Origin of the sequence: Hydrogenophaga luteola (assembly GCF_042648585.1) — a bacterium.
GTDB lineage: Bacteria > Pseudomonadota > Gammaproteobacteria > Burkholderiales > Burkholderiaceae_C > Hydrogenophaga > Hydrogenophaga luteola.
Map to the genome: position 1 here is coordinate 1 of NZ_JBHRXX010000007.1, position 13,394 is coordinate 13,394.

At 68.9% G+C, this 13,394-nt stretch carries 9 protein-coding genes; all 9 read left to right on the forward strand.

The genetic code is table 11. From position 1 onward, the window contains the following. Positions 1-3,815, forward strand: a 3,815-nt coding sequence (locus tag ACFOPI_RS14655; RefSeq protein ID WP_382175130.1) for an Ig-like domain-containing protein, incomplete at its 5' end; no start/stop codon positions are given. Between the two features lie 32 nt (positions 3,816-3,847). Continuing rightward, positions 3,848-5,725, forward strand: coding sequence for a TolC family protein (locus ACFOPI_RS14660; protein ID WP_382175133.1), 1,878 nt, complete (start codon positions 3,848-3,850; stop codon positions 5,723-5,725). After that, positions 5,715-6,551 carry an efflux RND transporter periplasmic adaptor subunit gene (locus ACFOPI_RS14665; protein ID WP_382175136.1) on the forward strand — a complete coding sequence of 279 codons (837 nt, stop codon included), beginning with the start codon at positions 5,715-5,717 and terminating at the stop codon, positions 6,549-6,551. Before ACFOPI_RS14660 ends, ACFOPI_RS14665 begins: the two co-directional genes overlap by 11 nt. Before the next feature lie 7 nt (positions 6,552-6,558). Continuing rightward, on the forward strand, positions 6,559-7,884 hold the full coding sequence (locus tag ACFOPI_RS14670; protein ID WP_382175139.1) for an efflux RND transporter periplasmic adaptor subunit: 1,326 nt from the start codon (positions 6,559-6,561) through the stop codon (positions 7,882-7,884). Further along, positions 7,881-10,049, forward strand: coding sequence for an HlyD family efflux transporter periplasmic adaptor subunit (locus tag ACFOPI_RS14675; protein WP_382175142.1), 2,169 nt, complete (start codon positions 7,881-7,883; stop codon positions 10,047-10,049). Before ACFOPI_RS14670 ends, ACFOPI_RS14675 begins: the two co-directional genes overlap by 4 nt. 50 nt (positions 10,050-10,099) lie before the next feature. After that, on the forward strand, positions 10,100-10,828 hold the full coding sequence (locus ACFOPI_RS14680; protein ID WP_382175145.1) for an endonuclease/exonuclease/phosphatase family protein: 729 nt from the start codon (positions 10,100-10,102) through the stop codon (positions 10,826-10,828). After that, a complete protein-coding gene (gene clsB, locus ACFOPI_RS14685; RefSeq protein WP_382175148.1) occupies positions 10,825-12,156 on the forward strand; it encodes a cardiolipin synthase ClsB in 1,332 nt (443 codons plus the stop codon). The genes ACFOPI_RS14680 and clsB overlap by 4 nt, the downstream gene beginning before the upstream one ends. Positions 12,157-12,202: 46 nt before the next feature. Further along, positions 12,203-12,937 (forward strand): GTP cyclohydrolase I, encoded by a 735-nt coding sequence (gene folE / locus ACFOPI_RS14690; RefSeq protein ID WP_133157589.1) that lies wholly within the window; start codon positions 12,203-12,205, stop codon positions 12,935-12,937. 10 nt (positions 12,938-12,947) lie between these two features. Beyond that, positions 12,948-13,373 (forward strand): BLUF domain-containing protein, encoded by a 426-nt coding sequence (locus tag ACFOPI_RS14695; RefSeq protein ID WP_066263788.1) that lies wholly within the window; start codon positions 12,948-12,950, stop codon positions 13,371-13,373. Positions 13,374-13,394 lie beyond the last annotated feature (21 nt).

Genomic DNA, 13,394 nt, shown 5'->3' on the forward strand with positions numbered 1-13,394 from the left:
TGAACAACGCCAGCGACGTAGACGGCAACCCGCTGTCCATCAGCGGCTTCACGGTGGCCGGAGATGGCACGAGCTACACGGCGGGCCAGACGGCCACCATCGCTGGTGTGGGTGCGCTGACGATCAACGGCAACGGCAGCTACAGCTTCACGCCGGTGGCCAACTACACGGGCGCGATCCCGGTGGCGACCTACACGGTGACCGACGGCGCCGGTGGCACCGACACCTCCACGCTGACGCTGACCATGAGCCCGGTCAACGACCTGCCGGTGGCCACCGACAACGTGGCCACGACCATCCAGGACACCAACGTCAGCGGCAACGTGATCACCGACAACACCGGCGACGGCGTGGACAGCGACATCGAAGGCGGCACGCTCAGCGTGAGCGCCTTCACCGTCGGCGGTGTGTCCGGCGTGGTGGGCAGCCCGCTGACCATTCCCGGCGTCGGCGACCTCACCATCAACAGCAACGGCAGCTACACCTTCGACCCGCTGCCCGCCTTCGTGGGCAACGCGCCCCAGGTGGTCTACACCCTGAGCGACGGCAATGGCGGCACCGACACCGCCACCCTGAACATCACGGTGACGCCGCTGAGCGAGACGCCGTCGGTCGTGGGCGACAACGCCACCACGCCGGAAGACACGCCGGTGACCATCGACGTTCTGGACAACGACGACCCGGGCAGCGAAGGGCCTCTGACCATCACCGAGATCAACGGCAGCCCCATTTCGTCGGGCTCCCCGGTGACGCTGGTCGACAGCGGCACCGGACTGCCGATCGGGGTGGTCAGCCTCAGCGGGGGCGACCCGAGCGATCCGACCGACGACCAGCTGGTTTTCACACCAGCGCCCGGCTACAACGGCCCGGTGGCGTTCAACTACACGGTGGAAGACCGTCTGGGCAACGAACTCAATGCCCAGGTGACGGTGACCGTGACGCCGGTGAACGATCCGCCGGCCGCCAGCGACGACGCCACGGTGACCCAGGTCGACACGCCGGTGACCGTCGACGTGACGGCCAACGACAGCGACCCCGACGGCGACACACTGGCGGTGACGGCGGTGAACGGCCAGACCATCACCGAGGGCGGCGCGGCCGTCCCGGTGGCCAACGGCACGGTGGCGCTGGTCGGCGGCCAGCTGGTGTTCACGCCGGCCACCGGCTACACCGGCACGGCCAGCTTCGGCTACACGGTGGCGGACCCGTCGGGTGAGACCTCGTCCGCAACCGTCACCATCGAAGTGGGCGAAGACAACCTGGCCCCCGTGGCCCAGCCCGATACCAACAGCACCACGGAAGACGCGGTGCTGACGGTCTCGGCCGCCAACGGCGTGATCCAGAGCGGCGCGGCCCCTGGCGGTGTGGACAGCGACCCCAACGGCGACAGCCTTTCGGTGAGCGCCGTGAACGGCGCCCCGGGTGGCGTGGGATCGCCGGTCGTGGGCAGCTACGGCACCCTGGTGCTGAATGCCGACGGCAGCTACAGCTACACCCCCACCGGCGCGGCGCAGGCCCTGCCGGACGGTGCGGCGGTGCAGGACGTGTTCACCTACACCGTCACCGACCCGGCAGGCCAGACCGCGACGGCCACGCTGACCATCACCGTCAACGGCCTGAACGACGCGCCGGTGGCCGAGAACAACAGTGCCATCACGGCGCCGGACACCAACGTGAGCGGCAACCTGCTCACCGACGACGGCAATGGTCCGCTGGCCGGCGGTGTGGACAGCGACCCCGATGGCGACGTGCTCACCGTGTCGGGCTTCACCGTCAACGGTGTGCCGGGCGTGCCGGGCACACCGCTGCCCATCCTCAACGTGGGTACGCTGACGGTCAACGCGGACGGCAGCTACACCTTCGACCCGGAGCCCGGCTTCGAAGGCGCCGTGCCGCCGGTGGTCTACACCGTCTCCGACGGCAACGGCGGCACCGACACCGCCACCTTGAGCATCGTGGTGGATGCGTCCAACGACCCGCCCATCGCCCAGAACGACAACGTGCGCGGCCAGGAAGACCAGCCGGTCACCTTCAACCCGCTGACCAACGACAGCGATCCGGAAGGCCAGCCGCTGGAGATCACGCAGATCAACGGCGTCAACGTGACCCCCGGCACGCCGGTGGTGATCAACGACCCGGTCAGCGGCGATCCGATCGGCGAGCTGGTGCTCAACCCGGACGGCACGCTCACCTTCACGCCCGAGCCCAACTACTACAACACCGGCACCCCGGTGCCGATCAACTACACCGTCGCCGACCCCGATGGCCTGACCGCCACGGCCACCATCCGCCTGCTGGTCGACCCGGTGAACGATGCGCCGGTGGCGACCGACAACGGGCCGGTTCCGACCACCCCGGGCACGCCGGTGTCGGGCAACGTCATCACCGACAACAGCGGCTCGGGTGTCGACAGCGATGTGGATGGCGATCCGCTGGTGGTGTCCGGCTTCACGGTGGACACCAACGGCGACGGCACGCCCGAGAGCTTCGGCGCTGGCCAGACCGCCACGATCCGCGACAACACCGGCGACCCCATCGGCACGCTGGTGATCGGCGCCAACGGCGGCTACACCTTCACCCCGGCCAGCGGCTACGCCGGCCCCGTGCCCGCGGTCACCTACACCATCAGCGATGGCCAGGGTGGCACGGACAGCGCGGTGCTGAGCTTTGCCGACGTGCCCAACGGCGCACCGGTGGCAACCAACGACGGCCCGCTGCCGACCACGGTGGACACCCCGGTCACCGGCAACGTGCTGCCCAACGACAGCGACCCGAACGGTGACCCGCTGACGGTCACCGGCTTCACCATCACCGGTGTGCCGGGCAGCTTCCCGCCGGGCGACACCGCCACCATTCCGGGCGTGGGCACCCTGGTGATCAACCAGGACGGTTCGTTCACCTTCAGCCCGCTGCCGGGCTACACGGGGCCGATCCCCAGCGCCACCTACACCATCAGCGACGGCAGCGCCACCTCGTCCGCCACGCTGTCGTTCGCCGCGATTGCGGGCGAGCCGACAGTGCAGCCGCCCGCGCCGCCGGCCCCCCCGCCAGCGCCCGCTCCGGCCCCGGCACCCGCTCCGGCGCCTGCCCCAGCGCCGGCACCCGCCCCGGCGCCGGCACCCGAGGCACCGCGTTCGCCGGTGTCGCCGCCGCCCGAGGACGGCAAGCTGCACGTGCTGTACGCGGTGGCCGACGCCAGCGGAGAGCAGGGCCTGTATTCGTCGTCGCTGGGCGCTGTACCGACGGGTGCGCCGCTGCTGGGCGAGGCCATGGCGCAGCTGCCCGATAGCCTGCTGTTCGCGGACAACGAGCGGGGCGATCACATCGGCCTGGTGCGTGAGCCTGTGTATGGCGCGCTGCAGGCGCCCGCCCCGGCGCTGTACGTGCAGCTCGCCGTGCGCCACCAGCCGATCTCGACCGACCCGAGCCTGTGGGTGCAGCACGCGGTGCGCGCCTCGCAGCTGGAGTCGAGGTTGCGCTCGGCCACGCTGGACGCCAACAACTCGGCCACTCCCGGCTTTGGCACGCTGGCCGACCAGTTTGCGCTGGGCGCCCCGCAGGCCGAGGGTTCCTCCACACAGCTGGCCCAGACGGTGCTGCGCGAGCCCGGTCAGCCTTCCGTGACAAAGGCCACGACCGAGTCCGAGGTGTCTGAGAAGCCCGCCCAGGAACCGGTCAAGGAACCGGTCAAGGCGGTCGAGAAGTCGGTGGACAAGCCCCAGGCGGCCACCGGCCTGCGTCACCAGCTGCAGCGCTTTGCCAAGGACCGTGCGCTCAGCGCCCGCCCGATCACCCGTGCCGCCATCTCCGGCTGAACCCGATACCGACCATGAACAAGGACATCCCCATGACTCAACAACAACAGAGCCTCCCGCGCGCCGTCCAGCGCCTGCCACAGACCCTGGTGGCCCTGTCGGTCGCCGTGCTGGTGGCCGGCTGCTCGGTCGCGCCCAAGGCCATCACGGCCGACGAAGTGCGCGAGCGCGTCAAGACCGACACCGCCCGCATGTACGTCGACCAGGCGCCGATCACGGCCCCGATCGCGATGGAAGAGGCCGTGGCCCGCGCCCTCAAATACAACCTGGACTACCGCCTCAAGAAGATGGAGTCGGCCCTGGCCATGGGCCTGACGAACTTCGCCAGCCACGACATGCTGCCCCACATGGTGGCCTCGGCCGGCTACACCCGCCGCAGCAACGACTCCGGTGGCGTCAGCGTGGGCATCCTGGACGGCGAGATCGCTGATCGCCCGACCACCTCCGACGAACGCAGCCGCTCGCTGCGCGGCATCGAGTTCTCCTGGAACGTCCTGGACTTCGGCGTCTCCTACTACCGCGCCCGCCAGCAGGGTGACCAGTTCCTGATCGCTGAAGAGCGCCGCCGCAAGGTGGTGCAGAACCTGCTGCAGGACGTGCGCGCGGCCTACTGGCGCGCTCTGGGCGCCCAGCGCCTGAATGCGCAGGCCGACGACATCCTGCAGCGCGCCTCGCTGGCGCTCACCCGCTCGCGCGAGGCAGAGACCCAGAAAATCATCCCGCCGGGCCTGGCGCTGGCCTACCAGCGTGCGCTGCTGGACGCCACCACGCTGCTGAACCAGCGCCGCCAGGACCTCGAATTTGCCAAGCGCGAGCTGGCCGCCCTGATGAACGTGCCCCCGGGCGTGGACTTCCAGGTGGCCGAAGCCAACGAAACCGCGCTGCCCACGCCACCGCGCGAGATCGCCAAGCTCGAAGACATGGCCCTGCTGCAGCGCCCGGAGCTGCGCGAGGAGGACTTCCGCAAGCGCATCACCTCTGACGAGGCGCGCAAGCAGATCCTGGGCATGCTGCCCGGCATCTCCTTCAACTACGGCCGCCGCCACGACTCCAACGTCTACAGCTACAACAACAGCTGGTCCGAAGGCGGCGTGAGCCTGGCCTGGAACCTGATGCGCCTGGTGGCGATTCCGGCGATGAAGGACGCGCAGAAGTACCAGGAAGCGACCGACGAGGCGCGCCGCATGGCCCTGTCCATGGCCATCCTGACGCAGACCCGCGTGAGCGCCGAGCGCTACAAGATGGCGCTGGAGGACTTCCGCCTGGCCGACCAGGCCGCGCAGGTGGACACCCGCCTGGCCGCCTTCACCAAGGCGTCGATGAGCGCCAAGCTTGAAAGCGAGCTGGAGGTTATCCGCACCCAGGCCCGCGCCGTGCTGGGCCAGTACCAGCGCGCCAACGCGTATGCGAACGCCCACATCGCCTTCGGCCGCCTGTACAACACCCTGGGCTTCGACCCGATTGCCGACGACTTCGAGGGCAACGACCTGGCCCAGCTCACCGACCGCATCAAGGGCCACCTCAAGGCCACCGAGAAGGACGCCTTCGCCCTGTCCTCCAACCTGTTCGGGCGCGCGGCCACGGTGAACGTGAACCTGGCGGGCATCCAGGACCCGGTGCAGCAGGTGCGCATGAAGGCGCTGGTGACCGAGCTGCTGGGTCGCCACCAGATCGCCACCGACGCCAAGGACGGCATTGAGCTCAAGCTGGCCTTCACGGCAGCCGAAAACAACGGGGTGGAGAAAGCCGCCTGGACGCTGGAGCTGACCGACGGGTCGGGCCAGCCGCAGAAGGCGCGCTTTGCCACTACCATTCCGGCCAACGCCCGGGCCTCGGTCTACGAGTCCAGCCTGGTGGCCGCGCTCAATGCCAATCTTGGCGACCTCAAATCATGGCTCCATGTCGACTGATCTGACTGCTCTGAACCCCTGGCGCGCCGCTGGCGCAGCCCTGCTCCTCGGCGCGGCCTCGCTGGCTGCATCGGCCCAGACCGCTGGTGCGGCCAAGCCACCGGTCGCCCCCGCTGCTCCTTCCAAGCCGGCAGCGGCCGCAGCGCCGGCGGCGGCGCCTGCACCGGCCTCGGTCCGCGTGCTGGTGCTGCCGGCGGGCGAGACGGTGCTGGCCAGCCCGGTGCCGGGCCGCATCGCCCAGCTGCATGTCGGCCTGGGCGTGCCCTTCAAGCAGGGCGCGGTGCTGGTCTCCATGGACTGCGACGAACCCCGCGCCCGTCTGGCGATGGCCAAGGCCGACCAGGCCGCCGCCACCGAACAGTACGAGGCCAAGCTGCGCATGCAGGGGCTGGAGCAGGCCAGCGACGTCGAGGTCGCGCTGGCGGCCAGCGCCGTGGCCAAGTCCAAGGCACAGGTCGACCTCTACAACTTCCAGATCTCCCAGTGCACGATTCGCGCGCCCTGGGATGGCCGTACCGCCAAGCTGCACGTGCGCAGCTTCATGACCGTGTCCGCGGGCCAGCCGCTGCTGGACCTGGTGCGTTCCGGTCTGCTGCTGATGAAGCTGAACGTGCCCTCCAGCTGGATCTCGACGCTCAAGATGGGTCATGTGTTCGATGTGACCATCGACGAAACCGGCCAGACCTACCAGGCCAAGGTGCACCGCATCAACGGCCGGGTCGACCCGGTGAGCCAGACCATCGAGCTGGAAGCGACCATGACCAAGTCCCATCCGGACCTGCTGCCCGGCATGAGCGGCGTCGCCACGTTCTCCGGCATGCGCTGAGTCCGACATGAGCGACGCATCGGATCTGGGCGTCCTGCTGCAGATCGAAGCCCGGGCGCTGGAGGCCGAGACGGTCGCCGCGCTGCGCTTCACCATCGTCAACGAGACCCACGCGCTCACGCCCTACCGGCAGGCCGCGATGTTCGAGCAGGAGGGCGAGCGGCTGCGGCTGGTCGCCGCGTCCGGCTTGGTCAGCGTGGCCAACGACTCGCCATTCGCGGTCTGGCTCAGCCGCTTTGCCCAGCGCTTCCCGCGCGACGGCGCGATCCACCGCCTGGACATCGCCGACGCCTCGCCCGACGACGCCGAGGGCTGGGGCGAGTGGTTGCCCGAGCACCTGGCCTTGGTGCCCCTGCGCGACCGCCAGGGAGCGTTCAAGGGCGTGGTGCTCTACGCGGCCGAACAGCCCTGGTCCGACCGAGCCTGCGAACTGCTGGGCCGCCTGCACGCGACCTACGGCTACTGCCTGGCCGGCATGCGCCAGACCTCGCAGGACCGCTTGCGCTGGCTGCGGCCCATGGCCAAAAAGCGCAACCGCTGGATCCTGGCGGGCCTGCTGGTGCTCAGCCTGTTCGTACCGGTGCGTCTCTCGGTGCTGGCTCCGGCCGAGGTGGTGGCGCTGAACGCCATCGCTGTCGCCGCGCCGCAGGACGGCGTGGTCGGCTCCTTCGCCGTGGCGCCCAACGCCAAGGTCCAGGCGGGCGACCTGCTGTTCTCGCTGGACGACTCCTCGCTGCTGAATCGGCTGGCCGTGGCCCGCAAGGCGCTGGAAATCGCCCAGGCCGACGCCCACATCGCCCAGCAACGGGCGTTTGACGACCTCAAGAGCAAGGCCGACGTGGCCGTTGCCCTGGGTCGTGTGCGCGAGAAGGAAGCCGAGCTGGCCGCGGTGGAAACCCAGGCGCAGCGCGTCGAGGTGCGCGCCGACCGCGACGGCATCGCCATCTTCTCCGACACCAACGACTGGATCGGCCGCCCGGTGATGACCGGCGAGCGCGTGATGCAGCTGGCGAAGCCCGAAGACGGCGGCATCCAGGTCTGGCTGGCGGTGGCCGATGCGATCAACCTGGAGCTGGACGCGCCGGTGCGGCTGTTCCTGCACACCGATCCGCTCAGCCCCCGCTCCGGCCGGCTGGTCGAGGCCAGCTACCAGGCCACCCTGAGCCCTGACAGCGTGGCCTCCTACAAGCTGCGCGCGAAATTTGACGAGGGCACCGAGCTGCCCCGCATCGGCCTGCGCGGCACGGCGCGCATCTCCGGCGACTGGGTGCTGCTGGGCTACTACCTGTTCCGCCGCCCGCTGGCCCACCTGAGGGAATGGAGCGGGCTGTGAGCACTGGCGCCGCCGTGCCGGCCAACGGGCAGATCCGGGTCAAGGCACCGCCGCGCAAGCAGCCGCTGCCGCCGATCCGCGACGAGCTGATTCTGTTTCCGGCCGCGCCCAACGAGGACGGCACCCCCGCCTGGATGATCCAGGACCCGGTGACCAACCGGTTCTTTCGCATCGGCTGGCTCGACTTCGAGCTGCTGGTGCACTGGGCCGACCACGACCTGGCCTCGCTGGTGCGCACCGTCAATCAGCAGACGCCGCTGAACGTGACCGCGGACGACGTGCGCGCGCTGGAGAAATTCCTCTCGGACAACCAGCTGCTGCGCCTGACCGGCAAGGCAGATGTCGCCAAGGCCATCGCCCGCGCGCAGTCCATGAAGCGCTCCCTGCTGGAGTCGCTGCTGCACAACTACCTGTTCTTCCGCCTGCCGCTGGTGCGGCCCCAGGCCTGGCTGGCGGCGCTGCAGCCCTTCCTGGCCCGGTTGAACATGCCGCTGATCGCCGTGGTCGTGCTGGCCATCACGCTGCTGGGCGTGTTCCTGGTGTCGCGCCAGTGGGACCAGTTCACCCACACCCTGGTCGACAACATGACATGGAACGGGCTGCTGGGCTACGGCGTGGCCCTGATGGTGGCCAAGATGCTGCACGAGCTGGGCCACGCCTTCGCCGCGACCCGCTACGGGGTGCGGGTGGCCCACATGGGCGTGGCCTTCCTGGTGATGTTCCCCATGCTCTACACCGACACCGGCGAAAGCTGGCGACTGAAGGACCCGCGCCAGCGGCTGGCCATTGCCAGCGCCGGCATCGCGGTGGAGCTGGCCCTGGCCGGCATCGCCACCCTGGTGTGGAGCCTGGCACCGGACGGCGCATTTCGCAACGGCATGTTCTTCCTGGCCACCACCAGCTGGGTGCTGACGGTGGCGATCAACGCCAGCCCGTTCATGCGCTTCGATGGCTACTTCATCGCCAGCGACCTGCTCGACCTGCCCAACCTGCACGAGCGCTCCAGCGCCCTGGCCCGCACCTGGCTGCGCCGCACCCTGCTGGGTTTCCAGGACCGCTGGCCCGAAGGTTTCCCCGACGGCAAGCGCCGCGCGCTGATTGTGTTCGCCCTGATCACCTGGGTGTACCGGCTCACGGTGTTCATCGGCATCGCCTTGCTGGTGTATGTCTTCTTCTTCAAACTGCTGGGCATCCTGCTCATGCTGCTGGAACTGGTGTGGTTCATCGGACGTCCCGTGATGAAAGAACTTGAGGTCTGGAAAAAGCGCCGCGCGGAGATCACCGGTCATCGCAAGCGCTGGCTGGCGGGGATCGTGCTGGCCGGTCTGGTGCTGCTGCTGATGCCGTTCAGCAGCCGCGTCGCCGGGTACGGCTGGTATCACGCACAGGAGCAGCAGTCGATCCACGCGCCGTTCGCCGCCCAGATCGTGTCCATGCCGACGCAGCGCTCGTTCAAGGCCGGCGACGTGCTGTTCGTGCTCGATTCGTCGATCCTGGGCATCGCGCAGGACAAATCGCGCCAGATGGCGCAGGCGCGTGAGTCGCAGATCGCCGGCCTGCTGGGCCTGCCCGATGGCGAGGCCCAGCGGCAGTCGCTCACCTCTCAGAAGGCCTTCTATGAAGCCGAAGAAAAGCTCAGCGAGGACGAGCGCGAACGCCTGACCCTGCGCGCTGCCTTCGACGGGGAGTTGCGTGACATCGACCCGGTGCTGGCGCCCGGTGTCTGGGTCAAGCCGCGCGAGCCGCTGGCGCTGCTGGTGGACCAGCGCAGCTGGGTGGTGGATGCTTTCATCGAAGAGGCGCAACTGGGCCGTCTGCAGGTCGGTCAACCGGTGCGTGCGGGGCTGGTGTCCGATCCGCGCGCCTGGGTCGACGGGCGCATCGAGGCCATCGACGTCTCGCGCACCCTGGCCCTGCCCAACCCCCTGCTGGACGCCAGCAACGGCGGGCCGATCGCCACCGTGGCCGAGCCGCCGAAGGACGGCCAGGGAGGAGGGCGTGTGGTGCGCGATGCGCTGTTCCGGGTGCGCATCGTGCTGGACGAACCGCTGCCGACCCAGCAGATGGCGACCGTGCGGGTGCGCATCGAGGGCGAGGCCGAGTCGCTGGCCGCCGGGGTGTTCCGCAAGGTGGCGTCCATCTTCATCCGCGAAAGCGGGTTCTAGACCCCCACGCTCCGCCGCGTTGTGGGTGGCGGCCATGCGATCATTCGCGCATGAGCATTCTGCGAGTCGCGACCTACAACATCCACAAGGGCGTTCAGGGCCTGGGGCCGGCGCGCCGGCTGGAAATCCACAACCTGGCGCATGCTGTGGAGCAGTTCGACGCCGACATCGTCTGCCTGCAGGAGGTGCGGCGCCACCACCGCAAGCTGGAGCAGCTGTTCACCCGCTGGCCCGACCTGGACCAGGCGGGTTATCTCTCCCCCGAGGGCTACGAGTCGGTCTACCGCACCAACGCCGTGACGCGGCACGGTGAACACGGCAATGCGCTGCTTTCGCGCTGGCCGGTGCTGGACACCCGGCATTCGGACGTGTCCGACCACCGCTTCGAGCAGCGCGGCCTGCTGCACGTGCACCTGCTGATCGACGGGCGCGAAGTGCATGTGGTGGTGGTGCACTTCGGCCTCATCCACGCCAGCCGCGAGCGCCAGGTCCAGCGCCTGGGACGCTATGTGGCCCACGAGGTGCCGGCCGACGCGCCGCTGATCGTGGCCGGCGACTTCAACGACTGGGGCGCCCAGCTGCTCAAGCCCATGGCGGCGCTGGATCTGCGCACCTTCGACGGTATCCGGCTGCCGACCTACCCCTCGCGCCTGCCCATGCTGCACCTGGACCGCATCTACATGCGCGGGCTCAGACCGGTGAGCGCGCATGTACCGCACGGCCGGGCCTGGACGCGCATGTCCGACCACCTGCCGCTGATCGCCGAGCTGGAACTGTGAAAACCGGCGGACCTGTCGACCCTTCACTGGCCGACGACAGGCCCGTTGCGCCCCCCCGGCCCGGCCACCAGCTGCTGCTGCTCGAAGGCGGCGACGCGCTGTTCCCCGCGCTGGTCGAGGCCATGGACGCGGCCCGCCGTGTGGTGCACGTGGAAACCTACATTTTCGAATTCGCCGGCTCCGCGCTCAGCGTGGCTGAGGCCATGGAGCGCGCCGCCCGGCGCGGCGTGCTGGTGCGCCTGGTGGTCGATGGCGTGGGCACGCCCAGGGTGCCCGAGGAGTGGCAGCGCCGCTTCGCCGAAGCGGGCGTGCGCTGGCGGGTCTATGCGCCGCTGGGCGGGCTGGGCCTGCTGATTCCCAGCAGCTGGCGCCGTCTGCACCGCAAGCTGTGTGTGGTCGACGGCCTGGTCGGCTTCTGCGGCGGCATCAACCTGATCGACGACCGCGACGACGTGGCGCTGGGCCGGCTGGAAGTGCCGCGGCTCGATTTCGCGCTGCGCGTGGCCGGGCCGCTGGTGGACGACATGGTCGACACCATGGAGACGCTGTGGTGGCGGCTGCAGGCCGTGCGCAAGGCGCGCGAGCGCGAGTTCAGGGCCGCCTGGGAGGCGTTCAAGGAGGCCCAGCCGGTGGGCGACTTCACGCGGCTGCTGCGCAAGGTCGAGCTCTACACCGGCCTCGGGTCGCGGGTCAACGCCGACGCGGAAGCCAGCGGCTCGGTGCTGGTCAGCGAGGGCCCGTTGGGCGTCAACGACGCACGGGCCACCCTGCTGCTGCGCGACAACGTGAGCCACCGGCACGACATCGAGCGCGCCTACCTCAAGGCCCTGGGCACGGCCCGGCACGACATCGTGATCGCCAACGCCTATTTCATCCCGGGCCGCAAGCTGCGCAAGGCACTGACCATGGCGGCGGCCCGCGGCGTGCGGGTGCGGCTGATGATGCAGGGCCGCTACGAGAACTTCTTCCAGTACCGCGCCGCCCGCCCCGTCTACCAGAGGCTGGTGGACGCCGGCATCGACATCCGCGAGTACGCGCCCAGCGCCCTGCACGCCAAGGTGGCGGTGGTGGATCGGGCCTGGGCCACGGTCGGTTCGACCAATCTGGACCCGCTGTCCCTGCTGCTGGCGCGCGAGGCCAATGTGATGACCACCGACCGGCGGTTCGCCGAACTGCTGCACCAGCGGCTGGACGTGCTGCTGGAACACGCCGGCCAGAAGCTGGATGCGCGGGTCCTGGGCAGCCGCCCCTGGCACCAGCGCCTGCTGGACCGGATCGCCTTCATGGCCATGCGGACCCTGCTGTTCCTGACCGGCCACCGCTACTGAAACCCCTGGCGGCCGCGGGCCGGGGGTGCGGTGTTAGCATGACCCGATGCTGATGAAATCCGGAACACCCATGAGCAACCCTGAACAGCTGGACGACTCCGAAGGCACGCCCGTCTCGGTCAAGATCCGCGAACGCCTGAAGGCGGCGCGCCACCGCTTCCACTCCAACGACAACATCGCCGACTTCATCGAGCCCGGCGAGCTGGAGAAGTTGCTGGACGAGGTGACGGTCAAGATGCAGGGCGTGCTCGACGCGATGGTGATCGACACCGAGAACGACCACAACACCGGCGACACCGCGCGCCGCGTGGCCAAGATGTACCTCAAGGAGGTGTTCAACGGTCGTTACGTCAAGGGTCCGAGCGTCACCGAGTTCCCCAACGCCGAGCACCTCAACGAGCTGATGATCGTCGGCCCGATCACTGTGCGCAGCGCCTGCAGCCACCACTTCTGCCCGGTCATCGGCAAGATCTGGATCGGCGTCATGCCCAACGAACACACCAACGTGATCGGCCTGTCCAAGTACGCGCGCCTGGCCGAATGGATCATGGGCCGCCCGCAGATCCAGGAAGAGGCCGTGGTGCAGCTGGCCGACCTGATCCAGGAAAAGACCCAGCCCGATGGCCTGGCCATCGTCATGGAGGCCAGCCACTACTGCATGGCCTGGCGCGGCGTGAAGGACATGGACAGCAAGATGATCAACTCGGTCATGCGCGGCGTGTTCCTCAAGGACCCCAACCTGCGCCGCGAATTCCTCTCCCTCATTCCCCGCAAATCCTGAGGAAGCCACCATGCTGGTACGCCTGCTCTACGTCAGCCGCGCGATCGACAAGGACTGCACCAAGTCCATGGAGTCGATCCTTGAAACCTCCCGCGCACACAACCTGAACCACGGCATCACCGGTGTGCTGTGTTACGGCGGTGGCATTTTCCTGCAAGCCATCGAAGGCGGGCGCGACACGGTCAACAAGCTCTACAACCACATCGTGCTCGACAAGCGCCACACCGACGTGGCGCTGCTGCACTACGAAGAGATCAGCGAGCGCCGCTTCGGCGGCTGGACCATGGGCACGGTCAACCTGGCCAAGCTCAACACCTCCATCGTGCTCAAGTACTCCGAGCGGCCCGAGTTCGATCCGTACCAGGTCTCGGGCAAGGTGTCACTGGCCCTGCTCGAAGAGCTCATGGCCACTGCTTCGATCATCGGAAGAGCCTGACTCTTTTTCCTGTGAGGCCGC